Annotated in this window: 25 protein-coding genes; 7 read left to right on the top strand and 18 right to left on the bottom strand. The window is 74.2% G+C overall.

The features are described from left to right. Positions 1–34: 34 nt before the first annotated feature. Positions 35–682, top strand: coding sequence for a TetR/AcrR family transcriptional regulator (locus tag AB0I67_RS19480; RefSeq protein ID WP_357925164.1), 648 nt, complete (start codon positions 35–37; stop codon positions 680–682). A gap of 172 nt (positions 683–854) precedes the next feature. On the opposite strand, the gene AB0I67_RS19475 is transcribed toward AB0I67_RS19480, so the two are convergent. The 3 genes from AB0I67_RS19475 to AB0I67_RS19465 form a co-directional block, all read right to left on the bottom strand. Next, the gene (locus AB0I67_RS19475; RefSeq protein ID WP_357925161.1) at positions 855–2,180 is read right to left on the bottom strand and encodes an MBL fold metallo-hydrolase; all 1,326 of its coding nucleotides are present in this window, start codon (positions 2,178–2,180) and stop codon (positions 855–857) included. 280 nt (positions 2,181–2,460) lie between these two features. Further along, on the bottom strand, positions 2,461–2,730 hold the full coding sequence (locus AB0I67_RS19470; protein WP_357925159.1) for a metal-sensitive transcriptional regulator: 270 nt from the start codon (positions 2,728–2,730) through the stop codon (positions 2,461–2,463). 49 nt (positions 2,731–2,779) lie between these two features. Next, a complete protein-coding gene (locus AB0I67_RS19465) occupies positions 2,780–3,256 on the bottom strand; it encodes a hypothetical protein (protein WP_357925157.1) in 477 nt (158 codons plus the stop codon). 244 nt (positions 3,257–3,500) lie between these two features. Between AB0I67_RS19465 and AB0I67_RS19460 the strand changes: the two genes are divergently transcribed. Further along, the gene (locus tag AB0I67_RS19460; RefSeq protein WP_357925155.1) at positions 3,501–4,151 is read left to right on the top strand and encodes an FMN-binding negative transcriptional regulator; all 651 of its coding nucleotides are present in this window, start codon (positions 3,501–3,503) and stop codon (positions 4,149–4,151) included. Between the two features lie 84 nt (positions 4,152–4,235). On the opposite strand, the gene AB0I67_RS19455 is transcribed toward AB0I67_RS19460, so the two are convergent. Continuing rightward, complete coding sequence (locus AB0I67_RS19455; RefSeq protein ID WP_357925153.1) at positions 4,236–4,898, bottom strand: DUF1707 domain-containing protein; 663 nt, start codon at positions 4,896–4,898, stop codon at positions 4,236–4,238. A 134-nt stretch (positions 4,899–5,032) separates the two neighbouring features. Further along, the gene (locus AB0I67_RS19450; RefSeq protein WP_357925152.1) at positions 5,033–5,491 is read right to left on the bottom strand and encodes a hypothetical protein; all 459 of its coding nucleotides are present in this window, start codon (positions 5,489–5,491) and stop codon (positions 5,033–5,035) included. A gap of 89 nt (positions 5,492–5,580) precedes the next feature. Between AB0I67_RS19450 and AB0I67_RS19445 the strand changes: the two genes are divergently transcribed. Further along, positions 5,581–6,261 (top strand): hypothetical protein, encoded by a 681-nt coding sequence (locus tag AB0I67_RS19445; RefSeq protein ID WP_357925149.1) that lies wholly within the window; start codon positions 5,581–5,583, stop codon positions 6,259–6,261. A 16-nt stretch (positions 6,262–6,277) separates the two neighbouring features. Here AB0I67_RS19445 and AB0I67_RS19440 read toward each other — a convergent pair whose 3' ends face one another. The 11 genes from AB0I67_RS19440 to AB0I67_RS19390 are packed head-to-tail and all read right to left on the bottom strand — an operon-like array spanning position 6,278 to position 17,807. Next, entirely contained in the window at positions 6,278–7,723 is a 1,446-nt protein-coding gene (locus tag AB0I67_RS19440) for a carboxylesterase family protein (protein ID WP_357925146.1), read from the bottom strand. Between the two features lie 21 nt (positions 7,724–7,744). Then, positions 7,745–8,680: a hypothetical protein gene (locus tag AB0I67_RS19435; protein WP_357925143.1), complete on the bottom strand. Its 936-nt coding sequence runs from the start codon at positions 8,678–8,680 to the stop codon at positions 7,745–7,747. Positions 8,681–8,697: 17 nt separating this feature from the next. Further along, positions 8,698–9,639 carry a UDP-glucuronic acid decarboxylase family protein gene (locus tag AB0I67_RS19430; protein WP_357925142.1) on the bottom strand — a complete coding sequence of 314 codons (942 nt, stop codon included), beginning with the start codon at positions 9,637–9,639 and terminating at the stop codon, positions 8,698–8,700. Further along, positions 9,624–10,481 (bottom strand): glycosyltransferase family 9 protein, encoded by an 858-nt coding sequence (locus AB0I67_RS19425; protein ID WP_357925140.1) that lies wholly within the window; start codon positions 10,479–10,481, stop codon positions 9,624–9,626. Before AB0I67_RS19425 ends, AB0I67_RS19430 begins: the two co-directional genes overlap by 16 nt. Beyond that, positions 10,472–11,143, bottom strand: a complete 672-nt coding sequence (locus AB0I67_RS19420) for an SDR family oxidoreductase (protein WP_357925136.1) — start codon at positions 11,141–11,143, stop codon at positions 10,472–10,474. Before AB0I67_RS19420 ends, AB0I67_RS19425 begins: the two co-directional genes overlap by 10 nt. Beyond that, positions 11,144–12,511, bottom strand: coding sequence for a PfkB family carbohydrate kinase (locus AB0I67_RS19415; RefSeq protein ID WP_357925133.1), 1,368 nt, complete (start codon positions 12,509–12,511; stop codon positions 11,144–11,146). After that, a complete protein-coding gene (locus tag AB0I67_RS19410; protein WP_357925130.1) occupies positions 12,508–13,059 on the bottom strand; it encodes an SIS domain-containing protein in 552 nt (183 codons plus the stop codon). The genes AB0I67_RS19415 and AB0I67_RS19410 overlap by 4 nt, the downstream gene beginning before the upstream one ends. Positions 13,060–13,061: 2 nt before the next feature. After that, complete coding sequence (locus AB0I67_RS19405; protein WP_357925128.1) at positions 13,062–14,252, bottom strand: glycosyltransferase; 1,191 nt, start codon at positions 14,250–14,252, stop codon at positions 13,062–13,064. Further along, entirely contained in the window at positions 14,249–15,256 is a 1,008-nt protein-coding gene (locus tag AB0I67_RS19400; RefSeq protein WP_357925125.1) for a glycosyltransferase family 9 protein, read from the bottom strand. Before AB0I67_RS19400 ends, AB0I67_RS19405 begins: the two co-directional genes overlap by 4 nt. Then, the gene (locus AB0I67_RS19395; protein ID WP_357925122.1) at positions 15,256–16,194 is read right to left on the bottom strand and encodes a glycosyltransferase; all 939 of its coding nucleotides are present in this window, start codon (positions 16,192–16,194) and stop codon (positions 15,256–15,258) included. Before AB0I67_RS19395 ends, AB0I67_RS19400 begins: the two co-directional genes overlap by 1 nt. Then, positions 16,179–17,807 (bottom strand): carbamoyltransferase C-terminal domain-containing protein, encoded by a 1,629-nt coding sequence (locus tag AB0I67_RS19390; protein ID WP_357925119.1) that lies wholly within the window; start codon positions 17,805–17,807, stop codon positions 16,179–16,181. Before AB0I67_RS19390 ends, AB0I67_RS19395 begins: the two co-directional genes overlap by 16 nt. Positions 17,808–17,984: 177 nt before the next feature. On the opposite strand from AB0I67_RS19390, the gene AB0I67_RS19385 reads away from it, so the two are divergent. Together AB0I67_RS19385 and AB0I67_RS19380 are read left to right on the top strand one after the other, a co-directional pair. Further along, on the top strand, positions 17,985–18,908 hold the full coding sequence (locus tag AB0I67_RS19385; RefSeq protein ID WP_357925117.1) for a glycosyltransferase: 924 nt from the start codon (positions 17,985–17,987) through the stop codon (positions 18,906–18,908). 28 nt (positions 18,909–18,936) lie between these two features. Next, entirely contained in the window at positions 18,937–19,902 is a 966-nt protein-coding gene (locus AB0I67_RS19380) for a TIGR03557 family F420-dependent LLM class oxidoreductase (protein WP_357925115.1), read from the top strand. Positions 19,903–19,918: 16 nt separating this feature from the next. Here the strand turns inward: AB0I67_RS19380 and AB0I67_RS19375 are convergent, their stop codons facing one another. Continuing rightward, on the bottom strand, positions 19,919–20,653 hold the full coding sequence (locus tag AB0I67_RS19375; protein ID WP_357925113.1) for a TetR family transcriptional regulator: 735 nt from the start codon (positions 20,651–20,653) through the stop codon (positions 19,919–19,921). Positions 20,654–20,731: 78 nt separating this feature from the next. On the opposite strand from AB0I67_RS19375, the gene AB0I67_RS19370 reads away from it, so the two are divergent. Further along, the gene (locus tag AB0I67_RS19370; protein WP_357925110.1) at positions 20,732–21,619 is read left to right on the top strand and encodes an alpha/beta fold hydrolase; all 888 of its coding nucleotides are present in this window, start codon (positions 20,732–20,734) and stop codon (positions 21,617–21,619) included. A gap of 118 nt (positions 21,620–21,737) precedes the next feature. On the opposite strand, the gene AB0I67_RS19365 is transcribed toward AB0I67_RS19370, so the two are convergent. Then, positions 21,738–22,904, bottom strand: a complete 1,167-nt coding sequence (locus AB0I67_RS19365; protein WP_357925107.1) for a DUF418 domain-containing protein — start codon at positions 22,902–22,904, stop codon at positions 21,738–21,740. Between the two features lie 83 nt (positions 22,905–22,987). On the opposite strand from AB0I67_RS19365, the gene AB0I67_RS19360 reads away from it, so the two are divergent. Next, positions 22,988–23,593 carry a TetR/AcrR family transcriptional regulator C-terminal ligand-binding domain-containing protein gene (locus tag AB0I67_RS19360; RefSeq protein ID WP_357925104.1) on the top strand — a complete coding sequence of 202 codons (606 nt, stop codon included), beginning with the start codon at positions 22,988–22,990 and terminating at the stop codon, positions 23,591–23,593. Positions 23,594–23,610: the final 17 nt, after the last annotated feature.

The raw sequence follows: 23,610 nt of genomic DNA, 5'->3' as shown, positions 1-23,610 counted from the left end.
AACTCGTATATCTGCATACGCGTTAGGGTGAGGCATGGCCGACTCCTCCGTGCGCCCGAAGCGCCGTGCCGACGCCGAGCGCAGCATCGCCCGCATCGTCTCCGCCGCCCGCGACCTGCTGAGCTCCGACCCGCACGCCAAGACCGACGACATCGCCAAGGCGGCGGGCGTGGGACGGATGACCCTCTACGGGCACTTCGCCACCCGGGCCGACCTCGTCGAGGCCGCCCTCATGGACGCGTTGCGGGCCGGGGACGAGACGTTGTCGTCGGTCGACCTGTCCGGGCACGCCGGCGAGGCCATGACCCGGCTGCTGGAGTCGAGCTGGCAGGTCGTCGCCGAGTCAGCGGCGTTGCTGGCGGCGGCCGAGGAGGTGCTGCCTCCAGGGCGGGTGCGTGAGCTGCACGAGGAGCCTGCTCGGCGGATGAGCGAGCTCGTGCGCCGGGGGCGGGAGCAGGGCGTCTTCCGGACCGACCTGCCTGCTACGTGGCTGGTCAACGTCGTGCACTACATCCTGCACGGGGCAGCGGCCGAGGTCCGGGCCGGCCGCCTGGAACCGCACCACGCCGGGGACGTGATCACCCGATCCGTGCAGGCCGTGCTGGCCGTACCGGCTGACCGGGGCGAACCCGGCAAGGGGAACAGCCGGGCCGACCGAGAGCGGCGGGGCGGGCCCGGCTAGAGGAACAGCCGGGCCGACCGAGCGGGGCAGGGCGAGTCTGGCTAGAGGAACAGTCGGACCGGGCGAGCGGGGCGGGGCGATCCGATCTGAGGAGCGGCCGGGCCGATCGGGAGCGGCGGGCTTCGCGGCGTGGCTGGGCGGGCCGGTCAGGCGGCGGGCGGGGAGCGGCCGCTCAGGCGGTGGGCAGGGCGGCGGCGACGTCGGCGGCTCCGGCCTGGTTGAGGACCACGGGGTCGAAGCCGTGGCGGGTCAGGATGGTCGCGGCGATGGACGCGCGGCGGCCCGATCCGCAGACGACCAGCAAGGGCCGGCTGGGGTCCAGTTCCGCCGGGATGCCCTGGGCGATCAGGTCGGGCAGGAAGCGCTCGACGGCGCCGGGCAACGGGGCGGCCTCGCGCTCGCTGGGCATCCGGACGTCGAGCACCTGGGCGCCGGGCAGCCGCTCCAGGAAGGCGGGCAGGTCGAGGAGCTCGAAGCGGGCGGTCGCGGCCGGTCCGAGGTCGCGCAGCACGCCGCGCACGTCGTCCAAACCGATCCTGGCCAGTTGGACCAGCGCCTCGGCGACGTCCTGGCCGGGCTCGGCGACCAGGACGATCGGCTCGCCGTACGGCAGGAGCCACCCCGCCCAGCTCCCGAAGTCGTCGGCCAGCTCGACGCCGGTCGAGCCGGGCAGGAAGCCGGCGGCCTGGGCGGTGCGGGGCCGGAGGTCGAGCACGTGAGCCTCGCCGGGCACCTCCTCGACGCTCAGCTCGGGCGTGGAGCGCTGCGGGAGCGGCGGCACTCCGAGCAGGTTGACGGGGCCCACGTGCTCGTAGAAGGCCGGGATCGGCATGGGCGCGGCGAGTAGTTGGTCGGCGAAGGCGTCCTGGTCGGGCAGGGCGAGCAGCGGGTTGCCGTCCTGCTCGGCGCCGATGGTGGAGGTGTGCCGGCCCACGCCGCTCGTGCTGCAGAAGGAGCCCTCGCCGTGGGTCGGGTACAGGCCCACCTCGCGCGGCAGACCGGCCAGGCGGTGCAGCGAGCCGTGCTGGAGCTTGGCCAGCGTGCGGGCGCGCTCGGGGCCGAGCAGGTCGGGACGCCCGGCGGAGGCGACGAGCAGGCTGCCGCCGGAGAACACCGCCACCGGCTCGCCGTCGATCAGCACCAGGTAGCTGGTGTGCTCCGGGGTGTGCCCTGGGGTGTGGATCGGGCGGATGGACAGGCCGCCGGTCGCCGGGAGCTCCTCCAGGTGGAAGGCCGGGGTGTGGGGGTAGGCGGCGGCTGCTGCGGCGGGCAGTACCAGCTCGGCGCCGGATCGCAGGGCCGCCTGTTCGGCGCCGGACAGGTAGTCGTTGTGGAGGTGCGTTTCCAGGACGTAGCGCAGTTCGACGTCGTGGTCGGCGGCGGCGGACAGGAAGCGGTCGATGTCGCGCTGGGGGTCTACGAGGATGCCCTTGCCGTCGTGGGTGAGCAGGTGGCTCTGGTCGCCCAGTCCGGGCGTCCGGAACGAGATGATCTTCATGCGCGTGCGCCTTTTGTCAGTACCCCGGGGGGTATATGTCGTGGATGGATAACCCCAGGGCGAGCCAGTAAACCCCTTGGGGTATGGGCGGGTGACACGTCCGGGCCGAGGCGACCCGGAGACGGGGCCAGATGGAGGGCCGGCGTCGGACCCGCAGACCCGCCCGAAGACGGAACCGCCCGAAAGCGGAGCCACCCGAAGACGGAGCCACCCGAAGACGGAGCCACCCGAAGACGGAGCCACCCGAGCCGGAGTCGGGTGAGCTGGTGGCGGAGGTGGGTCAGGCGAGGGCGAGGAAGAGCTTCTCCAGCTCCTCGACCGGCATGGGGGCGGCCTCTCCCCTGGCCTGTGCCTCCTGGCAGTGCCGCAGGCCGCTGGCCACGATCTTGAAGCCGGCCCGGTCGAGCGCCTTGGAGACCGCCGCGAGCTGGGTGAGGACCTTCACGCAGTCCTCCCCCGCCTCGATCATCGAGATCACCCCGGCGAGCTGACCATGGGCCCGGCGCAACCGGACCGTGGCGTCGCCGACCATCGTTTCGTTCAGCTCCATACCCCCCAGGGTATCCACGGAGGGAGCCGACGCCAAACGAGTCCGCACGTCACGCCGACTTCAGGACACCTCCCGCAGCCGGAAGCAGCCGGGGCACGAAGCTGTAGTCGACCTCCGGCAGGCGCCGGATGCCGCTCGCGCTCACCCAGATGAGGGTGATCCGGGCGGCGACCCCGGCCAGCCGGGGCGGGATGGCCAGGTGCCCGTCCCAGCCCTGCCGGCCGTCGGCGGTGAAGGGCCGCCAGGCGAGCAGGAAGGCCGGGTTGTCGCCCCTGGACAGCACCATCGGCGGCAGCCGTAACGGCCGTTCCTCGTCACGGGGGACGGCGCTGTAGTCGGCGCTTCGCAGGCGGGTCAGCTGGGCGGCGGGGGCCCACAGGTACTCCACGGCCGTTCCGGGCCGGGGGATGGCCAGGCGCCCCTCCCAGCCGGCCGCCGTGGATCGGCGCCAGGCCAGCAGGAAGGCGGGGACCTCGCCCGAGTGGAGCACCATGGGCGGCATCTGCAACGGTTCGACAGCGTCCATGCCCGGAGGGTAATCACGCCGACCGACAATTTCGGCGCGCCCCGCGACCTGTCGCGCGTGCGGCCGGCCGTACCCGGAAACCAGCAGGTCAGCGGGCTGACGGAGCGGAGCGCGGCGGCCCGGCCGATGACAGACGATGCGACAGCCGGCATCGAGAGAGCCTCTGGGCGGGGCACCGCCTCCTCGGGGCTCGGAGCTCGCGTTCTACCCTGGGGCCGCACGCGACCGACCGAGGAGGACCCCCATGTTCATCCAGCCCTGGGACGCCGGCCTGGACGAGGCCGAGTGGCAGACCTGGGTCGCCGAGGGGCACGACTTCGGGCAGTTGTGCGTGAACGGCCTGCCGGGGCAGGCGCCCGTGGTGGTGCCCACGCACTTCGCGTATGACGGGGGCGATCTGCTCGTCCATCTCGCCCGGCCGAACCCGGTCTGGAAGGCGATCGAGCACGACCCGGACGTCACGTTCACCGTGATCGGGGACTACGCCTACGTGCCGAGCACGTGGCGGGCGGCGCCGCGGGCCGATGTCGCCGACGGGGTGCCGACCAGCTACTACGCGGCCGTCCAGTTCACCTGCCGGGCGGTCGTGCTCGACGATCCCGAGGAGAAGGCCGAACTGCTGCGCCGGCAACTGGCTCACTTCCAGCCCGAGGGCGGGCACGCCCCGGTGGTCGTGGGCCAGGCGCCTTATGGGCGGATGTTGTCGGGGATTCGCGGGCTGCGGCTGGAGGTCGCCGAGGTGCGGGCCAAGTTCAAGTACGACGACCACAAGCCGGTCGAGCTCCGGGCCGAGGTCGCCGATCGGCTCACCGGCCGCGCCCAGGGCCTCGACGAGCCGACCGCCCGGCACCAGCGCCGCCGCCTCGACCGGATCGGCGCCTGGAAGCCGGCCTGAGCCACGGCTGGGCCGCAGCAGGTCGAGCGGGACACCGATCAACGGCCGGTGCGGGTCAGGGACGTGAACTCGTGCCGGTCCTGCTCATCGGCGTGGGGTCTGCCAGCGGGTCTCCAGGTGGCCGTGCCGGAGCCGGCCGACCAGGCGGACGCGGAGCGTCTCCGGGAGGGCGCCGCCGCCGGCGTCGCGGCTGATCATGACGTGGCTGTGCCGGGCGGACAGCTCGTTGACGTCCACGATCATGCCGGGCGCGAGGATGAGGTCCACCCGGCCGCCGCTGACCTTCAGCTCGATGACGAGCTCGGGCACGGTGCACACCGCTTCGCTCAGGTCGAGGTGCACGTCGCTCCACGAGGTGCGGAGCAGGAGGCGGTGCGGCAGGGTCCAGCGGCCCTCCCGGCGGACCGTGCCGTGGCTCTCCTTGATGGTGAGCAGCTCGGCGGCGGGCTCAGCGGAGTACGGCAGGGCGGTGGTGAGCCCGGCGCCGGGCCTCGGCACGAGGTCGGCGACCAGCGGGGCCAGCGCCTCGACGGTGCGGGCGGCCAGCGCGGCGTCCACCCGCTCGTCGAACTCGACCGGTTCGAGCCGACCGTCGGTCACGGCGGCGCGCAGCACGTCGATGATCCGGTCACGCTCGGCGTCGGACGCCCGGAGCGCGGGCGGACGAGAGGGGTCCACCGGTTCGGGGTGGGAGCCACGAAGCGCGGGGTCCAAGGGCGCGGGCGGGCGGGTGGGGTCTGCCGGCATCCGGCCTCCTCGGGGTGCGGCGGCGGAAGGGGCGTGCCGCCGGCGTTGCGGACAGAGTCGGCCCGGACCGGCGGCGCGAACCGCGCTCCTGTTCTATCTTCACTTGTTTGCGCCGTCAAAGTGGACCTCGACGGCTACCAGCGGTCGGTGCAGCGGCTGGTGCCCTGCTCGCCGGCGTAGGGGAACCAGCCGCACGCCTGGAACCGCAGGCTGGACTGGTTGCTGGTGGGCCACATCTGCGACCAGGCGTCGTACCCGTCGATGCCGATCCGCTGCAGCCGGGTGTAGCAGCTCTGGTCGCCCTTGTAGACCATCATGTAGACCTCGTCGCCGGCCCTGGTGGAGCCGGTGAGCCGGGCCCAGCCGTACTCCTTGCCGTTGAAGCGCCGGGCGTGGAGCTCGACCGCGCGGCCCTCGAAGTGCACGCGGCGGACCACCCGGCCGCGGACGTCGCCGGGCCAGGGGAGCTGGTCGCTGCACTGGGTGACGATCCTGGACTCGTAGGGCTCGGCCGGAGCGGGCGGGTCGGCGGCCGGGGCGGGGGTGAGGAACAGGGCGAGCAGGGCCGGAAGCACTCCGGGAAGCATGATCATGTCCCCGGCCTCCCCGGCCAATGATCATGAGAATCTGATCGCTGCTTCAAGATCGTCCAAGGGCGGTTCCTCCTGCTATGGTCGCCCGCATGCGATCGAGTTACCTCGCCTGGGACGACGCGGTGGCGCTGTTCGAGCGCCGGGGCCTGCCGGAGTCCACGTACGAGAACCTCTACGAGGAGGAGTACATCCTGGTCCCCGGCCCGGCGACGGTGAGCGGTGAGCTGGCGCTCGACGACCACAAGCGGACGCCGTGGCTCGACGGCACCCCCGAGGCCGCCACCGGGTACATCGTGGACGGCGACCTCGACGTCGACGGGAACGTCGTCGACCCCGACTACGGCGACGCCGCCCTGATCGTCCTCGGCGACCTGCGGGCGCGGAACCTCTACCTGGCCGGCGACGCGAAGCTCGTCGTGCGCGGGCACGTGACGGCCGAGGCCGTCGTCGGCGACATGACCGGCACCCTGGTGATGGTCCACGGCGACCTGCGCGCCACCGTCTCGATCTTCTGGAACGAGTTCTGCCCCGACCTGGTCGGCGGCACCCTGCGCGGCCGGACGCTCAAGCCCGGCTACCTCGACCTGGCCCAGGCGGAGATCGGCGGGCTGGCCGATCCGGCGCCCGATATTCCGCTGAGCCGCCTGCTCGTGCCCGAGCTGCTGGTCACCGGCACGCCGGGGCCGGACGACCTGGCCGAGATCGGTGTGCGCGGCGACGTCCTGCGCGAGCGGCTGCTGGCCGGGCTGCCGCTCGTCGTCGCCTCCTGAGCCGCACGCGACCGGGTCAGACCAGGTCGGGCCAGAACGCCGACTCCTCGCGCAGCGGATCGGCCTCCAGGCCGGCGTCCGGCACGTCGAAGACCCGGGCCGCCCCGTGCTCGCCGTACCGGGGCCAGCCGGGGTCGCCGGAGCGCACGAAGGCGGCCCAGGCCCCGTGCATCCGCGCCGCGAGCTCGGCCGGCGGGTGCGGGCCGCACATGCGCTCCACGCCGGGCGCGTCGAGGCAGTCGAAGACGAACGGCAGGTCCACGCAGTGCCCGGCCCCCGTCGCGCCGCCGTTGGCCGGGGAGCGCCAGCGGAAGTCGTACAGGTGCACCGGCCCGGGATGGGCCTGCGCCACCCGCAGCGTCGGCACGCGGAAGAGCCGGTCGGTCAGCACCTGGCCGAGCACCTCCAGCCCGGCCGGCCATCGCTCCTCGTAGAACTCGCGCTCCCGGGGGCCCACGTCGAGCGCCCGCAGCGCCTCGGCGTACTCGGCGGCCTCCAGCGGCCCTCGCTGCGCGCGCAGGACCTCGTTGAACTCCTCGGCCGCGCTGCCGACCAGCAGCGGCACCCCCGCCGCGGTCCCGGACCGGAGCACGTCTAGCGGGTCCCCGGCGACGACCTCGCCGTCGACGAAGGGGTTGAACCCGCGCGTGCCCTCGCCGAAGATCCGCCCCAGCACGCCCTCCCCCGGCCGTTCCAGCCCGGCGTGCGCCTCGGCCGTGGCGCGGGGGTCGAGCGCGGCGAAGGCCTCCCGCGTCGGCGGCACGCCGAGGTGCCCGGCGTAGCGGCGTGCCCAGGCCGTGGCCGACTCGGCGTCCTCCCACGCCACCGATCCGCCGCTCATGTCGATCACGCGGTGGAACAGCCCGGCCGCCGCGGGTACGGCCAGCAGCGTGACGGCCGCCTGGCCACCGGCCGACTGCCCGCCCACGGTGACCGCTCCCGGGTCGCCGCCGAAGGCCGCGATGTTGGCCGCCACCCATTCCAGCGCCCGCACCCAGTCGCGCACGCCGAGGTTGGCCGAGCCGCCGGCCAGGGGCAGGAAGCCCTCCGGGCCGAGCCGGTAGTTCGGCGTGACCAGCACCACGCCGGAGCGGGCGAAGCCGCCGCCGTGGTACCAGGGGCTGGCGTTGCCGCCCGCCGCGAAGCCGCCGCCGTGCAGCCACACCAGCACCGGCAGGCCGGACCCGCCGGGGTCTGGCGTGAAGACGTTGAGGTTGAGGTAGTCGTCGCCGCCGCGCAGGAGTTCGGGCACGCCTTCGTTGTAGTCGGCCGGTGGTTGCGGGGCCGCCGGGCCGTACGCGTGGCAGGGCCGCACGCCCGCCCACCGCGCCGGCGGGCGCGGCGGGCGCAGGCGCAGCTCACCGACGGGCGGCTCGGCGTACGGCAGGCCGAGGAACTCGGCCACGTCGCCGGCCCAGCGCCCGGAGACCCAGCCGTGCGTGGTGCGTGCCTGCGGATCCATGGGGTGTTCCTACCCCGATCCTCAACCCGCGAGGACCTCCGCGGCGGCGGTGACGGGCGGGGCGGCGGCCGCGCGGCGGCGGGCGGCGCACTTGGCCTCGATCAGGTCGAGGATGGGCCGGCGCACGTCGATGCCGTCGAAGCCGCCGAAGTTCGGGAAGGAGTTGGTCTCCAGGATCACCGGGCCGTCGGCGGTGCGCAGCAGGTCGGCGCTCATCAGGTCGAGTTCGGCGGCGCGGGCGGCCTGCTCGGCGACCGCGATCTCCGTCTCGGTCAGCTCGACCGGCCGCGAGACGTCGCCGGGTCCGTTGGAGCGGAAGTCGCCGGGGCGCCCGCGCTGCTCGGCGGCGGCGAAGAAGCGCCCGCCGACCACGAGCACGCGGTGGTTGCAGCCCGCGGCCTCGGCGTAGAAGCGCTGGACGAGCAGGGTGTGGCCGCGCTCGCGGATCGAGGCGGCCTTGGCCGGCAGCTCCGCCGCGTCGCGGGCGAGGGCGACCTCGGCGCCGCGGGCCCCGTCGGGCTGCTTGAGCACCACCGGGTAGCCGAAGGCGGCGGCGAAGGCCCGCAGCTCGCGGTCGTTCGGGCACAAGGCGGTGGCGGGCGTGGGCACGCCGTGGGCGGCCAGCCGTACGTGGGTGGCGAACTTGTCGGCCGAGCGCAACACGGGGTCGGCGGAGTTGAGGTGCGGGACCCGCTCCTCCACCGCCGCCAGGACGGCCAGCCCGCCGAGCGCGTCGGTGGAGAGCTGGTGGATGATGCCGTCGACCACCAGCGGGCGGCCGTTGGCGCACAGTTGCGGGCCGAACTCGTCGAGGCAGACGCTCAGCTCGGTCCAGGGCACCACCAAGGGCCGGTGGCCGCGCTCGCGGGCGCCGTCGGCCAGGTAGGTGATGTCACTGTTGGGCAACTCGGTGCCGTGCACGATAAGAAGAGCCAGGCTCTCGGTGTTGTGTTCCACGCTGGGTCGCTACCCGGTCACTTAGCGTGATATTCCCCGCGAACAGCCGAGAACCAGTCGATCGTTCTGCGCAATCCCTCGATCGGGTCGACCCGCGGCTCCCAGCCGAGTTCGAGCTTGGCCAGCGTGGTGTCGGGCCGGCGGACCATGGGGTCGTCCTCGGGCCGCTCGATGAAGCGGATCTCCGACGACGACCCGGTCAGCTCGCGGATCGTGGTGGCCAGCTCCAGCATGGTCAGCTCGTTCGGGTTGCCGATGTTGACCGGGCCGGCGAAGGTGCTGCGGGCCAGCCGCAGCACGCCCTCGACGGTGTCGTCCACGTAGCAGATGGAGCGGGTCTGCGAGCCGTCGCCGGTGACGGTGATCGGCTCGCCGGCCAGCGCCTGCCGGATGAAGGTCGGGATGGCGCGCCCGTCGTGCGGGCGCATGCGCGGGCCGTAGGAGTTGAAGATCCGCACGATGCCGGTGTCCACGTCGTGGGTGTTGCGGTAGGCGGTGGTCAGCGACTCGGCGAAGCGCTTGGCCTCGTCGTAGACGCTGCGCGGGCCGACCGGGTTGACGTTGCCCCAGTAGCTCTCCCGTTGCGGGTGCTCCAGCGGGTCGCCGTAGACCTCGCTGGTGGAGGCCAGCACGAACCGGGCCGCCTTCTGCCGGGCCAGGCCGAGCGCGTGCAGCGTGCCCAGGCTGCCCACCTTGAGCGTCTCGACCGGGTAGGCCAGGTAGTCGGCGGGCGAGGCGGCCGAGGCGAAGTGCAGCACCAGGTCCACCGGGCCGGGCACGTGCACGAAGCCGGTCAGGTCGCAGTCGATGATCTCGATCCGGCCGAGCAGCCCTTCCAGGTTGTCGGCGACGCCGGTCAGGAAGTTGTCCAGGCAGACCACTTCCAGGCCCTGCTCGACCAGCCGTTCGCACAGGTAGGAGCCGAGAAAGCCCGCTCCGCCGGTCACCACCGCACGCATGAGATCGCCTCCAGGACGTCCGATACCTCGATCCGCAGCAGCCCGGGGTCGACCGAGCGGCCGTGCGGATCTCCTTCCGAGCCTTTCCACAGCACCACGTGCGGCCCATCGGTCAGCGGGCCCCACCGGGCCGGCGGCGTGGGGCCGAACAGCAGCACCGACGGCGTGCCGTACGCGGTGGCCAGGTGGGCCACGCCGGTGTCGCCGCAGATCACCAGCCGGGCGCGCCGGACCAGGTCGGCGAGGGCGGGCACGTCGGTCTCCCCCGCCAGGACCTCGGCCCGCCCGCCGGACAGCTCGGCCACCTCGGCCGCCAGCGGGCGTTCGTCCGCGCTGCCGGTCACCACCACCTCGCCCGGCAGCGCCGCCACCACCTTCGCGAAGCGTTCGGCGGGCCAGCGCCGGGCGGGGTAGGCGGCGCCCGGGTGCACGACGATCGGCCCGCCGCCGAGGTGGGAGCCCAGCCGCAGGTCGAGCGGGTCGGCGGCCAGGCCGTACCACTCGAGCAGCTCGCACCAGCGCCGCACCTCGTGTACCTCCTCCCGCCAGGGCGGGCCGTCCTCGCCGTGGGTCAGCAACCGCCCCGGGCGGGTACGGCGCAGCGCCTCGACGCTCTGCGGCCCCTTGCCGTGCAGGTTGACCGCCACCTCCGGCTCCCGGACCGGGACCGGCCCCGGGCCGCGCACCTCCACCACCTCGTCCACCGGCAGCAGCGGCGCCAGCGAGGCCGGCCCGGCCAGCACGAGCCGCCGGCCCGGGAAGCCGCGCCGCAGCGCCCGCAGGGCGGGCACCGCAACCAGCAGGTCCCCCAGGCCGAGCCCGCGCAGCGCGACTACGGCCACGAGCTCTCCGTCGAGGGGCAGACCACGAGCTCCCGCACCTCGCACCCGGCCGGCTGCGACAGGGCGAAGACGATGGTCTGCGCCACGTTCTCCGGCTTGTTGAGCTTGGCGTCGGGCCCCGGCTTGTACTGCTCGGCGCGGTCGTCGAAGAAGGCGGTGGCCATCCCGCCGGGCACCAGCATGGTCACCCCGACCCGGCCGGCGAGCTCGGCGGCCAGCGCGCGGCTGAAGCCGACCACGCCGAACTTCGAGGCGCAGTAGGCGGTGGCGTCGCTCAGCGCCCGCAGCCCCAGCGTGGAGGCGCAGGTGACCACCCGGCCGTGCGAGTCGAGCAGGTACGGCAGCGCCGCCCGCACCACCGAGGCGGTGCCGAGCAGGTTGACCATGATCACCCGCTCCCAGGCGTCCGCGTCCACGTCGCCGAGCTGCCCGCAGGCGTCCACGCCGGCCGCGGTGACCACGCCGTCCAGCCCGCCCGCGCGCTCGGCCAGCTCGCGGACGGCCCGCTCGGCCTGGGCCCGCTCGGCCAGGTCGGCGACGGCGTGGTCGAACTCCTCGACCGGCCGCACGTCCACCACCAGCGGGCGCCAGCCCGCCTTGGCGACGGCCCGCGCGGTGGCCAGGCCCAGCCCGGAGGCTCCTCCGGTGATCAGCACGTTCATTCAACGCTCCTTCTGTGCGGCGGCGATCAGGTTGGTGGTGGAACGGCCGGGGACGCTGGACAGCACGACCGCCTCGGCGCCGATGCGGTCGAGCACCTCCTGCTCGGGCAGGCGGCGCTCGGAGTAGTCGCCGCCCTTCACCCAGACGTGCGGGCGCACCTGCTCGATCACCGCCTCGGGGGTGTCCTCCTCGAAGACCAGGACGGCGTCCACGCAGCCGAGCGCGCGCAGCACCTCGACCCGATCGCGCTGGCCGACCAGCGGGCGGCCCGGGCCTTTGAGCCGCCGCACCGACTCGTCGGAGTTGACGCAGACGATCAGCGCGTCGCCGAGCGCCCTGGCCCGGCGCAGCAGGCTGACGTGCCCGGCGTGCAGCAGGTCGAAGCAGCCGCCGGTGGCGATGAGCTGGCGGCCGGAGGCGCGAACCAGCTCGGCCACCTCGATGGCGGTGCGCGGGCGGTCGCCCATCTCGGCGCGTTTGAGCCGGATGGCGGCGGCTCCGCCCTCGGCCACGAACCGGGAGGCCTCGGCGACCCCGGCGGCCACCGCCTCCTCGGCCGAGCGGCCGGCGCGCAGGGCGAGCGCGGCGGCGGAGGCCAGCCGGTCCCCCGCGCCGCAGGCGTCCTGCCCGGAGCCGAGGGCGGGCGGCGGCACCCGGGTGTGGTGGCCGTCCGCGCAGGCCAGGCTCGCGCCCTGCGCGCCCATGGTCACCGCCACCGCGCGGGCGCGCAGCAGGTCGGTCAGGTGCCGCGCGGCCTGGTCCGGGCCGGTGTACGGCTCGCGGCAGAGCACCCGGGCCTCGGCCTCGCTCGGCGTGACCAGGGCGCAGCCGGGCACCGGGAGCGCGCCTCGGGGATGCGGGTCCCACACGACCGGCACGTCCAGCCCGGCCAGTAGCTCCCGGGCCGCCTCGGCGACGCCCCGGCCGTAGTCGGAGACCAGCACCGCGCCGGCCCGGCGGAGCACGGCGGCCACGGGCCCGTCGCGAAGCGCCGCGCGGGCCGGGTCGGCGCCGGCCGCCCGGCCGTCGCCGGTGTCGATGCGGACCAGCGTCTGCCCTCTGGCCCGCACCCGGGTCTTGCGCACGGTGGTGCCGCGCATCGGCACCCGGACCACCTCGACCCGCCCGGCGAGCAGGCTGTGCAGGGTACGGCCGGCGTCGTCGTCGCCGAGGGCGGTCACCAGGATCACCTCGTCGTCGTCGCGGGCGGCCAGCAACGCGGCCAGCCCCGCCCCGCCGGGACGCAGTTGCTCGCTCGTCCCCTCCACGACCGGCACCGGAGCGTCGGGGGCCAGGCGCGCGGCCTCGCCCTCCACATCCACGTCGAGCAGGCAGTCGCCCACGACGACCAGCGGTCCCCGCTTCATTGACACCCCTCCTCGACCGACTCGCAGAGCATGTGGATCATGGCGAGGTGCACCTCCTGGACGGTGGCGGTCTCGGCCTCCGGAACCGCCACGGCCTCGTCGCACAGCTCGGCCAGCGGGTTGGGCGCCGGCCCGGTCAGCGCCCAGGCGATCAGCCCGCTCTCCTGCGCGGCCCGGGCCGCGGCCAGCACGTTGGGGCTCGACCCGCTGGTGGACAGGCAGATCAGCACGTCACCGCGGCGGCCGTGCGCGCGCACCTGGCGGGCGTAGACCTCCTCGGCGCCGAAGTCGTTGGCGATCGCGCTGACCGTGGAGGTGTCGGCGTGCAGCGGGATGGCGGCGAACGGCTGGCGCTCGCCCTTGTAGCGGCCGACCAGCTCGGCGGTCAGGTGCTGCGCCTCGGCGGCCGAACCGCCGTTGCCGCAGGCCAGCAGGCGGCCGCCGTCGCGCAGCAGCACGGCGAGCTTGCGGCCCCAGGCCTCGACGGTCGCGGACTGGGCGTCGACCATCGCCAGGGCGTCTCGCAGTCTGGACAGGTGGGCGTGCATGCTCATCCTCCCGCCGGTGCCATGCGGAGCCGGGCTCCGCGGACGACTCGCTGGTAGATCTGCTCGGTGCGCTCGGCGACGCGGGGCCAGCCGTACCGTTCGGCGGCGCGGCGCGCGCCGGAGGCGCCCAGGCAGGCCCGGCGCTCCGGCTGTTCCAGCAGCTCGCGCAGGGCCCGGGCCAGCAGGTGCGGCTTGCGGGGCGGGACGAGCACCCCGTAGCCGGCGACGGTGTCGAGGTGGCCGCCGACCGCCGAGGCGATCACCGGCACGCCGCAGGCCATCGCCTCCAGCGGCACCATGCCGAACGGCTCGTACCAGGGCACGGTCACCAGCACGTCGGCCGAGCGCATCAGCTCGGGGACGCGGTCGCGCGGCACGCTGCCGATCACCTTGACCCGGCCGGTGAGCCCGAGGGTTTCGGCCAGCCGTACCAGCCGGACGGCCTCGGGGTCGGCGGCCGAGCCGCCAGCGATGATCAGCTCGGCGCCGGGCACCTCGCGCAGCGCCCGCAGCACGGTGTCCACGCCCTTGCGCGGGACCAGGCGGCCGATGCTGAGCACCCGGTGGATGCCGGGGCGGGGCGCGATGCGGCCCTGCGGGCGGAACAGGGACAGGTCCACGCCGCAGGGCACGATGCTGAGCCGTTCCTCGGGCACGCCCATGGCGGTCAGCTCGCCGATCTCGTCGTGGCAGGTGGCCAGGACCGCGGCGGCGGCGCGGCCGATCGCCGCCTCGACCTCGACGCGGCCGGCGGGGCTGGTGTCGTCGCGGCCCTGCCAGCGGCGCTTGACGCTGCCGAGCGCGTGGAAGGTCTGCACCACCGGGATGGCGCGGCCGGCGGCGCGCAGGGCGGCCTGGCCGCTCATCCAGAAGTGCGCGTGCGCCACGTCCGGCGGCCGTCCGGCCCAGATGCGGGCCAGTTCGCGGGCGAAGTCGCCCATGTGCGGGAGCAGGTCGTCCTTGGGGATCGGCGCGGCGGGTCCGGCGGTGATGTAGCTGACGCGGGCGCCGCCGGCCAGCGGCAGGCTGGACGGCAGGTCGGGCGAGTGCCGGCGGGTGTGCACGACCACGTCGTGCCCGCGGGCGGCCAGGGCTTCGGCGAGTGCGGCGACGTGCACGTTCTGTCCGCCGGAGTCGACGCCGCCGATCACGGCGAGCGGGTCGGCGTGCTCGGAGATGAGATCGATTTTCATCTGATGAGCTCCCTCACTGCTTTCACCACCTGCTCGGCCGACACGTCGGTCAGGCAGGGATGACCCGGAACGGGACACAACCGCGCGCGGCTGGCGCGGCAGGGGGCGTGCTGGTCACCCAGGAGCACGCTGGGCACTCCGTAGGGGGCCCAGCGTCCGGCGGGCACGACGGGGGCGAACAGGCTGACCACCGGCGTGCCCACGGCGGCGGCCAGATGCGCGGGGCCGGTGTTGCCCGAGACCAGGACGCCGGCGCGGGCCAGGATCCCGGCCAGTTCCGGCAGGCTGGTCCGGCCGCCCAGGTCGAGGCCGTGCGATCCGGCCACCTCGGCGGTCAGCTCACGTTCGCCGGGGCCGCCGGTCACCACCACGGCCAGGCCCTCCTCGGCCAGGGCGGCGACGGCTTCGCGGTGCCGCCCGGCCGGCCAGGCGCGGGCGGGGACGCTGGCTCCCGGATGCACGACCACGTAGCCGGGCGGGCCGGTCAGGTGGTCCGTCCCGGGCAGCGGACGGCGTACGGCGAGGCGGCCGTCGTCGCCGCCGGCGAGGGTGTAGCCCGCCGCCCGGGCGACGGCGAGCATGCGCTCGGCCTCGGGCACGTCGATGCTCTCGTCGACCTGGACCCGCACGTCGAGCAGGGAGCCCGGGTAGTCGTTGCTGATGGCGGTGATCCGCTCGACGCCGTGCAGGCGCAGCAGCAGCGCCAGAGGCAGCGCTGACTGGTGGAAGGAGGTGAGGATGATCGCCTCGTCCACCTCGGGCAGGCCGCGCATCAGCCGGGCCACGTGGTGGGCGCTGACCGGCGGGGCGGCGGCGTCGATCCACGGGGCCCGCCACTCGACGATCTCGGCGACGCCGGGCAGCAGCTCGGCCGCCGCCCGGCCCAGTGGTCCCACCAGCAGCGTCACCCGACCGGCCGTGTGGGCCACCGCTCGCACGGCCGGCCCGGCCAGCAGCACGTCGCCGGCGTTGTCGAGCCGGGCGACCAGCACGTGGCGGCCCATCAGGAGGCGACCTCGGCCGGTTGCACACCGAGGGCGGGCGCCGTCTCCAGCGCCGTGTCGGCCAGCCGGAGCCGCAGCTCGCCCCGGAGCCGGTGGAAGCACGCCGCGGGCGGGATGAGCGCGCTGGTGACCACCATGGTGGCGATCTCCTCCGGCGTGCGCGGCCCGGGCTCGATGCGTTCCCAGGCGAACTTGGCGGTCAGCGCCGCCCAGCCCAGGAAGGCCAGCCGGGACCGGCCGCTCAGCAGGAGCAGCAGGGTGGTCAGGGCGTGCCGCGGCAGCAGGCCGGTGGCGCCGATCATCGAGCGCCACTCGCGTCCGTGCAGGCGGCGCATCAACGCGTCGTCGGCGTTGCCGCGCTGGCGGTGCACGCTGGCGAACCAGCCGTCGTCCCGGACCGGGTGGACGGTCACCCGCTCGCCGCGGGCCAGCCGGAACCCGGCCTTGGCCAGCCGCAACGCGAGGTCGGCGTCCTCCCGGTAGGCGCGCGGGAACCGTTCCTCGAACCCGCCGACCTCCTCCAGCGCGGCGCGCCGGTAGGCGAGGTCCGCGGTGATCCACTCGGCCGTGGCCAGCCCGGCGGTGTTGCGCTCGGCGTCGGTGGGCCGGCGGTCGGTCGGCAAGGGCACCTCGATGCGGCCCTGGCTGCCGTCGATGCCGGGCACGGCCAGGTCGGCGGCCAGCCGTTCGGTCCAGCCGGGGCCAGGAACCACGTCGTCGTCGAGGAAGACCACCCATTCGGTGCCGGCCGCCCGCCAGCCCACGTTCCGGGCGGCGGCCGGCCCGCGCCCGCCCGAGCGCAGCACCCGCACGTGGGCGGGCACGTCGAGCGGCTCGCCCTCGCCGGGGCGGTCGTCGACCACGATCACCGGCAGCCCGTCCGGGATCGCCGCCCGCAGGGAGGCCCGGCCGACGGTCGGAATCACGACGGTGACCATGTGGCCCTCCTGATCACGAACGGACCCAGCACCAGCACGTCCACCGGCGAGGAGCCGAAACATTCGAGCGCGTCGCGCGGCGAGTCGACCATGGGGCGGCCGGCGGTGTTCAGGCTGGTGTTGACGACGACCGGCAGCCCGGACAGCGCCTCGAAGCGGGCCAGGGTGCGGGCCAGCAGCGGGTCGCCGTCCTCGGAGACGGTCTGGATGCGGGCCGTGCCGTCGACGTGGACCACGGCCGGGATCCGATCGCGCCACTCGGGGCGCACGTCGTGCACGAACAGCATGTACGGCGAGGGCATCGGCCCCCGGCCGAAGATCTCGTGGGCGCGCGACTCCAGCACCATCGGCGCGATCGGCCGGAACTGCTCGCGGCCCTTCACGTCGTTGAGCCGCTCGGTGTTGCGCGCGTGGCCCGGATGGGCCAGCAGCGAGCGCCGGCCGAGCGCGCGCGGGCCGTACTCGCTGCGCCCCTGGAACCAGGCGATGATCAGGTCGTCGGCGAGCGCCCGCGCCACCTCCTCGGCCAGGTCGGCGGGCCGGCTGTACGGCACGCGGGCCACGTCCAGCCAGGCGGCGATCTCCTCCTCGCTCCAGCCGCGCCCGAGGTCGGCCCCGGGCATCGGGGCGGCCCGCTCGCCGCGCGTGGCGGCCAGGTGCAGCGCCCCGCCCAGCGCGGTGCCCGAGTCGCCGGCGGCCGGCTGCACCCAGATCTCCTCGAACGGCCCCTCGGCCAGCAGCCGGGTGTTGGCCACGCAGTTGAGCGCCACTCCCCCGGCCATGGCCAGCCGGCGCTGCCCGGTCCGCTCGTGCAGCCAGCGGGCCAGGTCCAGGAGGACCTCCTCCAGCCGCGTCTGCACGGTGGCGGCCAGGTCGGCGTGCTCCTGCGTCCAGCTCTCGCCCTTGCGCAGCCGTTTGGCGTAGATCGCCCAGTCGATCGGCGCGACGTGGAAGCCGCCGTCGCCGGTCGCGGCCACCAGGCGACGGAAGTCGGGCAGGAAGCGCGGTTTGCCGTAGGAGGCCAGCGCCATGACCTTGTACTCGTCGCTGGAGCGCAGGAAGCCGAGGTGCTCGGTGACCTCCTCGTACATCAGGCCGAGCGAGTGCGGCAGCTCCTGGGCGGCCAGCGTGGTCAGCTCGCCCTGGACGTAGACGCCGGCCAGGTGCGAGACCGCCTCGCCGCGGCCGTCGCAGACCAGCACCGCGCACTCCTCGTACGGCGCGGCCAGCCCGGCGCTGGCGGCGTGGGCCACGTGGTGGGGCACGAACTCCACCTGCGCCGGATCGAGGCCGGGCAGCGCGGTGGCCAGGAAGTTGGGCGCGCGGCGGGCGTAGGTGGTGCGCAGGTCCTCCCAGGGTGCGACGGTGTCGCGGACGAGGGCCGGATCGTAGGAGTAGGCGACCCCGTCCAGGTCCTCGGGGCGCAGCCCGTGCGCCTCCAGGCACCAGGCGGCGGCCTGCTCCGGTAGTTCCCAGGCCGAGAAGGGCACCGGACGTTTGCCGTGTTTGCGGCGGCTGAACCTTTCCTCCTCTGCAGCGGCGACGATCTTCCCGTCGATGACGAGAGCGGCTGCCGGGTCGTGGAAAATCGCGTTGATCCCGAGAAATCTCACCGCGCACTCCTTGCTGGAGACCGGGATGGAGACCGGTTAGAAGCGCTACCCAGAGAAGCGCTTCTCAACCCAAGGCCTCCCGAAAAGTGCAGCTCACAGGCATGCAGACCTGCACGTTGTCACGGAGAGTAGTTTTCGCGCGGTTAGGACCCGCCGGGCGCGGGTAACCGCTGCCGTATGCCGGCTCCGCTGAACATCCTGTTCTGGCACGTGCACGGATCCTGGGCCACCTCCTTCGTCCAGGGCGCCCACTCCTACGTCGTCCCCCTGCTCCCGGATCGCGGGCCGTTCGGCCGTGGCCGGGCCCAGACCTTCCCCTGGCCGGACTCGGTGCGCGAGGTGCCCTGGGATCGGTTGCGCCACGAGCGCTTCGACGTCGTCGTCTACCAGCGCATGGAGGAACTCGACCTGGCCCGGGAATGGCTCGGCACCGTGCCGCCCGGCATCTACGTCGAGCACAACACCCCCAAGGGCGACGTGCCCGAGACCCGCCACCCGCTGGCCGGGCAGTCGGCCGTCCCGATCGTGCACGTCACCCACTTCAACGCGTTGTTCTGGGACAACGGGCAGGCGCCGGTGCGGATCATCGAGCACGGCGTGGTCGATCCCGGGCATCTCTACACCGGCGTCCTGGACCGGGCGGGCGTGGTGGTCAACGAGCCCGTGCGCCGCCTGCGGGTGGCCGGGACCGACCTGCTGCCGCACTTCCGGGTGCCGCTCGACCTGTTCGGCATGAAGGCCGGCGGCCTGCCGTACCCCGCCTACGACCTGTCGCAGCGGGAGATGCACGCCGCCCTCGCCGAGCGCCGCGCCTACCTGCACCCCTACCGCTGGACCTCGCTCGGCCTGGCGCTGATCGAGGCGATGATGATCGGCCTGCCGGTCGTCGCGCTGGCCGCCACCGAGGCCGTCGAGGCGGTGCCGCCGGAGGCCGGGGTGATCTCCACCAAGCTGCCGGTCCTCGTCTCCGCCCTGTCGGAGTTCGTCGGCGACCCCGCCCTGGCCCGCGAGTACGGCGAGGCGGCCCGCCGGGCGGCGCTGGCGCGCTACGGCATCGAGCGCTTCCAGGCAGACTGGGACGCCCTGCTCGGAGGGGCATAACGCCTGGTAAAGGGGTATGCCGAGGGGCATGACGCAATTCGGGTACACGATGTTGTGCGAGCAGACGCCGCCCAAACAGCTCATCACCGACCTCGTCGTCGCCGAGCGGGTGGGCTTCGACTTCTCGGTCATCTCCGATCACTACTTCCCGTGGATCGAGGCCCAGGGGCACGCGGCCTACGCGTGGTCGGTGCTCGGCGCGGCGGCCCAGGCGACCGAGCGCATCCCGCTGATGACCTTCGTCACCTGCCCGACGATGCGCTACCACCCGGCGGTGGTGGCGCAGAAGGCGGCGACGATGGGCGTGCTGTCCGACGGGCGCTTCACCCTGGGCGTCGGCGCCGGGGAGAACCTCAACGAACACGTGATCGGGCACGCCTGGCCGGCGGTCCGGGTGCGGCACGAGATGCTCGCCGAGGCGCTGGAGATCATCACCGCGCTCTTCACCGGCGACTACGTCTCCTACGAGGGCGACCACTTCACCGTGGAGTCGGCCAAGCTGTTCGACCTGCCCGACTCGCCGGTGCCGATCGGCGTGGCCGTCTCGGGCAAGGCGTCGGTGGAGATCGCCGCCGAGCTGGGCGACGCGCTGGTCGCCACCGAGCCTAAGGCCGAGCTGGTCCAGGCGTTCGACGCCGCCGGGCAGCCCGGCCGGCCCAAGTACGGCCAGATCCCGGTCAGCTACGACACCGACGCCGAGGCCGCCCGCGAGCGCGCCCACCGGCTCTGGAGCTGGGGGACGGCGGGCTGGAAGGTCATGGCGGAGCTGCCGGCGCCGGTGAACTTCGAGGCGCACGCGCAGACCGTCCGCGCCGAGGACGTGGCCGCCAGCGTCCCGTGCGGGCCCGACGTCCAGGCCTATGTCGAGGCGGTCCGCGCCTACGTGGACGCCGGCTTCACGCACGTGGCCCTCTGCCAGATCGGCGCCGACCGCCAGGAGGACTTCCTGAACTGGGCCGAGGCCGACCTGCTGCCCGCCCTGCGCGAGATCTAGGAACGCAGTCTCATAATCAAATCTCAGATTCTGAAGTTTTGAGATAGCGGTAGACGGTCGCCCTGGACACCTGGAAGCGGGCGGCGATCTCCTCGGCGGCCACGCCGTCGGCGTGCAGGGCACGGGCCTGGGCGGCCTGGGCGGGGCCGAGCAGGCTGGGCCGCCCGCCCCCGCGCCCCCGGGGCCGGGAACGTGCCGGGACCGGGGCCGGTGGCGCGGCCGGAAGCGGGTCGCCGAGGAGGGTCCGGGCCCCGGCCAGGATGAGGGCGCGCAGCCGCTCGGCCGGCTCGTCGCGGAAGAGCACCACGGGGTCGGCCAGGCCGGCGACCACCTGGCAGGCGCGGACCCGCTGCTCCAGGCCGCCGCCCGGGCCGGCCACCAGGTCGTTGGCCAGGGCGATCGCCGCGCGGAACCGGTCGGCGATCGGCGCCTGCACCAGCAGGGTCATGTCCTTGACCAGCATGGTGAGCGTGTGCCGGTGGCGCAGGTGGACGTCGACGTAGCCCTCGATCGCCCGCCACCGCACCCGCTCGGGGTCGTCGCCCGCCTCGGCCTCGGCCAGCACCGCCTCCAGCTCGTCCAGCAGCGGGATGGTGAGGTGCTGGAGCAGGTGCTCCTTGGAGTCGAAGTGGTAGTAGAGGGCGGCCTTGGTGATGCCGACCCGGTCGGCGATGGCCTGCATGGAGGTCGCGCGGTAGCCGCGGGCGGCGAACAGGGCGCGCGCCGCCTCCAGGATGCGCTCGGACGTCATCGGCTTCACTTACCTGCGGTCAGTTCTTGGGCTAGAGTCCCTACCGGCAGTCAGTCTAGACCGGTGGGGTTGATCCGTATGCGTACGAAGGTGTCCTTCCGTTCCGGCGGCGTCGAATGCGCCGGGTACCTGGTCCTGCCGGACGAGCCCGGCCCGGTGCCGTGCGTGGTGCTCTGCCACGGGTTCAGCGGGACCATGGACCGGCTCGTCGAGCACACCGAGCGCTTCGCCGCGGCGGGGCTGGCGGCGCTGGTCTTCGACTACCGCGGCTTCGGCGAGAGCGGCGGGGAGCCGCGCCAGGTCCCGGACATCGACGGCCAGCTCGCCGACCTGCGCGCCGCGGTGGCCTTCGCCCGGGGGCACAAGCGGGTCGATCCGCGCCGGGTGCTGCTGTGGGGCAACTCGCTGGGCGGCGCGCACGCCGTCACGGTGGCCGCCGGCGACCCGCGGATCGCCGGGGTCGTGGCGCAGATCCCCTTCAACGGCTTCCCGAAGAAGGTCGAGGGCCGCTCGGCCTGGGAGACGCTGCGCCTGCTGGGCGCGATCGGCTGGGACGCGCTGCGGGGCCGGCTGGGGCTCCGGCCCTTCTACATCCCGATGGTGGGCCGGCCCGGGCAGCTCGCGGTGACCGCGACCGCCGAGGCCGGGCGGCACATCGAGGCGCTCACCGGGGGCGGCTCCACGTCGTGGGTCAACATGGTGGCGCCTCGGGGGCTGCTCGGCATGATGCGGTACCGGCCCGCCGAGGCGGCCGCCCGGCTGGGCTGTCCTCTGCTGGTGTGCGCCGCGGCGGAGGATCGCGAGACGCCCCTGGAGAGCACCCGGGCCCTGGCCGGGAGCGCCCCGCTGGGGGAGCTGCGCGTCTATCCGGGGACCCACTTCAGCTTCTACACCGATCCGGAGTTGCGGGACCGGGTGGGGGCCGACCAGGTGGCCTTCTTCCACCGGGTCGCCGCGCCCGCGTGAGGCCGGCCCGCTCGGGACCGTACGTCAGCCCGCCCAAGGCCGGCCCACTCGGGACCGTACGTCAACCCGCCCAAGGCCGGCTCACCGGCGACCGTACGTCAGCCTGCACAGGTCCGGCTCACCGGCGACCGTACGTCAGTCTGCGCAGGGCCGCCTCGGCCGGTCCGCGCCGGCCGCGGCCGGACAGCAGCGCGGCCAGCAGTACGGTGACCAGCCAGGTGAGCACGGCGATGCCGGACGCGGCGGCGTCCCCCACCCGCGTGCCGAGCCCACCCGCATAGGGCGCGAACACCGCCACGAAGATCACCGACTGGAGCAGGTAGCAGGTCAGCGACCACTGCCCGCACGCCACGAGCGCCCGCACGACCGGCCCCGGCCGCCCGCGCCGCGTCCGGCCGGCGACCAGCCCGATGATCGCCGCGTAGGCGAGGCCACCGGCGATCCCGGTCACGCTGTGCAGGGCGTAGGCCGAGACCGCGACCAGGTCGGCCGGCGCCCAGAGCCGGGTGTCGATCAGCATCAGCGGCACCCCGCCCACCAGGGCCAGGGCCGTGCCCACCACGGCGACCCGGGAGAGCAGGCGCGGCTCGGGCTGCTCCAGCAGGCGGCGCCGCGCCGCCCAGAGGCCGAACAGGAAGGCCGGCACCACGCTGGCTGCGAAGTAGGTGGGCGTCATCCCGGACCAGCCGATCAGCCGCATGACGATCGCCTCCAGCGGGTCGGCGATGGCGGCCGGGGTGTCGCCCTTGGGCGCCGAGACGGTCAGGAACCCGAAGCCGAACAGCACCACGACGTGCAGCACGACGCCGATCACCGCGGCGCGCAGCACGGCCCGGTCCTCGCGCCGGACGAACCCGACCAGGACCAGCCCGATCAGCCCGTACGCGCCGAGGATGTCGCCGAAGAACAGCAGCAACGCGTGGCAGAAGCCGAAGGCCAGCAGCCACAGGCTGCGCCGGCGCAGCACCTTGCGCACCTCGGGCCAGCTCCGGCCGGTGGCCGCCTGCCGGTTGGCGAGCTGCACCAGGCCGTAGCCGAACAGGGCGGCGAACATGGGCAGGGCGCGCCCGTCCACCAGGAGGATCTGGATCCCGGCGACGAGCCGGTCGAGCCCGCTGCCGTCGAGGGCGTAGCCGCGGAAGCCCGCCTCGTGGCCGGAGAGGTACATGTGCGCGTGGGCCAGCGCGATGAGCAGCAACATGAGGCCGCGCGCCAGGTCGGGAGCCAGGGCGCGGCTGGCGACCGGGGTGGCCCCGGGGAGGGGTGCCGGTGGGGCGATGGACATGGGGGTCCCCTTGGAATTAGATACACGACTGTAGCTATCGGCCAAGGTAAGCTACAACCGTGTAGCTAAGCAAGGGGGTGTCGATGAACGAGCACAACGCCCGGCCGCGCCGCCGCGGTGAGGCACTGATCAAGGCCATCCACGACGCCGCGCTGGAGGAGGCACTGGCGGTGGGGCCGGGACGGCTGACCATGGACGGCATCGCCCGCCGCGCCGCCACCCCGCGCACGACCCTGTACCGCCGCTGGTCGGACCCGGTCGAGGTGCTGCTCGACGCGCTCTACCACCACCATCCCGTCGAGGAGCCCACCCCCGCCGCCGACGACCTGCGGGGCGACCTGATCCGGTCGCTGCGCCTGATGGCCGACTGGGCGCTCAGCCCGGCCGGGCGGGCGGTCAAGGCGATCCTCACCGACCCCAAGAGCATGGCGCTGATGTCGGAGGCGTTGTTCGAGCGCGTCTTCGCCGGCCGCGGCGGCACCTTCACCAGGACCGTGCTCCAGCACTACGCCGACCAGGGCCGCTTCCCCGCCGAGCGGCTCACCCCCGTCGCGGCCGACCTCGGCGAGGCCCTGGTCACCAAGCGCCTCATCGACACCGGGACCGCGCCGTCCGACGAGGAGCTCGCCGCCATCGTCGACCAGGCGATCCTGCCCGCCGTCGGCTTTCCCCCCGCAGCCCCCCGGTGACGCGAGAGCCCGGCCGG

The sequence above is a fragment of the Nonomuraea sp. NPDC050310 genome (assembly GCF_040655795.1).
In the GTDB taxonomy this organism is placed as follows: domain Bacteria; phylum Actinomycetota; class Actinomycetes; order Streptosporangiales; family Streptosporangiaceae; genus Nonomuraea.
This window is presented reverse-complemented; position numbering and strand designations above follow the sequence as displayed.

Excerpts from the sequence above, each read along its gene's own strand:
- AB0I67_RS19440 (WP_357925146.1), bottom strand. The coding sequence starts at position 7,723 with ATGGATCCGCAGGCACGCACCACGCACGGCTGGGTCTCCGGGCGCTGG.
- AB0I67_RS19405 (WP_357925128.1), bottom strand. The coding sequence starts at position 14,252 with ATGAAAATCGATCTCATCTCCGAGCACGCCGACCCGCTCGCCGTGATC.
- AB0I67_RS19465 (WP_357925157.1), bottom strand. The coding sequence starts at position 3,256 with ATGGACGCTGTCGAACCGTTGCAGATGCCGCCCATGGTGCTCCACTCG.
- AB0I67_RS19365 (WP_357925107.1), bottom strand. The coding sequence starts at position 22,904 with ATGTCCATCGCCCCACCGGCACCCCTCCCCGGGGCCACCCCGGTCGCC.
- AB0I67_RS19385 (WP_357925117.1), top strand. The coding sequence starts at position 17,985 with ATGCCGGCTCCGCTGAACATCCTGTTCTGGCACGTGCACGGATCCTGG.
- AB0I67_RS19415 (WP_357925133.1), bottom strand. The coding sequence starts at position 12,511 with ATGAAGCGGGGACCGCTGGTCGTCGTGGGCGACTGCCTGCTCGACGTG.
- AB0I67_RS19370 (WP_357925110.1), top strand. The coding sequence starts at position 20,732 with ATGCGTACGAAGGTGTCCTTCCGTTCCGGCGGCGTCGAATGCGCCGGG.
- AB0I67_RS19450 (WP_357925152.1), bottom strand. The coding sequence starts at position 5,491 with ATGATCATGCTTCCCGGAGTGCTTCCGGCCCTGCTCGCCCTGTTCCTC.
- AB0I67_RS19375 (WP_357925113.1), bottom strand. The coding sequence starts at position 20,653 with ATGACGTCCGAGCGCATCCTGGAGGCGGCGCGCGCCCTGTTCGCCGCC.
- AB0I67_RS19445 (WP_357925149.1), top strand. The coding sequence starts at position 5,581 with ATGCGATCGAGTTACCTCGCCTGGGACGACGCGGTGGCGCTGTTCGAG.
- AB0I67_RS19420 (WP_357925136.1), bottom strand. The coding sequence starts at position 11,143 with ATGAACGTGCTGATCACCGGAGGAGCCTCCGGGCTGGGCCTGGCCACC.
- AB0I67_RS19360 (WP_357925104.1), top strand. The coding sequence starts at position 22,988 with ATGAACGAGCACAACGCCCGGCCGCGCCGCCGCGGTGAGGCACTGATC.
- AB0I67_RS19400 (WP_357925125.1), bottom strand. The coding sequence starts at position 15,256 with ATGGGCCGCCACGTGCTGGTCGCCCGGCTCGACAACGCCGGCGACGTG.
- AB0I67_RS19480 (WP_357925164.1), top strand. The coding sequence starts at position 35 with ATGGCCGACTCCTCCGTGCGCCCGAAGCGCCGTGCCGACGCCGAGCGC.
- AB0I67_RS19460 (WP_357925155.1), top strand. The coding sequence starts at position 3,501 with ATGTTCATCCAGCCCTGGGACGCCGGCCTGGACGAGGCCGAGTGGCAG.
- AB0I67_RS19475 (WP_357925161.1), bottom strand. The coding sequence starts at position 2,180 with ATGAAGATCATCTCGTTCCGGACGCCCGGACTGGGCGACCAGAGCCAC.
- AB0I67_RS19470 (WP_357925159.1), bottom strand. The coding sequence starts at position 2,730 with ATGGAGCTGAACGAAACGATGGTCGGCGACGCCACGGTCCGGTTGCGC.
- AB0I67_RS19410 (WP_357925130.1), bottom strand. The coding sequence starts at position 13,059 with ATGCACGCCCACCTGTCCAGACTGCGAGACGCCCTGGCGATGGTCGAC.
- AB0I67_RS19395 (WP_357925122.1), bottom strand. The coding sequence starts at position 16,194 with ATGGTCACCGTCGTGATTCCGACCGTCGGCCGGGCCTCCCTGCGGGCG.
- AB0I67_RS19455 (WP_357925153.1), bottom strand. The coding sequence starts at position 4,898 with ATGCCGGCAGACCCCACCCGCCCGCCCGCGCCCTTGGACCCCGCGCTT.
- AB0I67_RS19380 (WP_357925115.1), top strand. The coding sequence starts at position 18,937 with ATGACGCAATTCGGGTACACGATGTTGTGCGAGCAGACGCCGCCCAAA.
- AB0I67_RS19430 (WP_357925142.1), bottom strand. The coding sequence starts at position 9,639 with ATGCGTGCGGTGGTGACCGGCGGAGCGGGCTTTCTCGGCTCCTACCTG.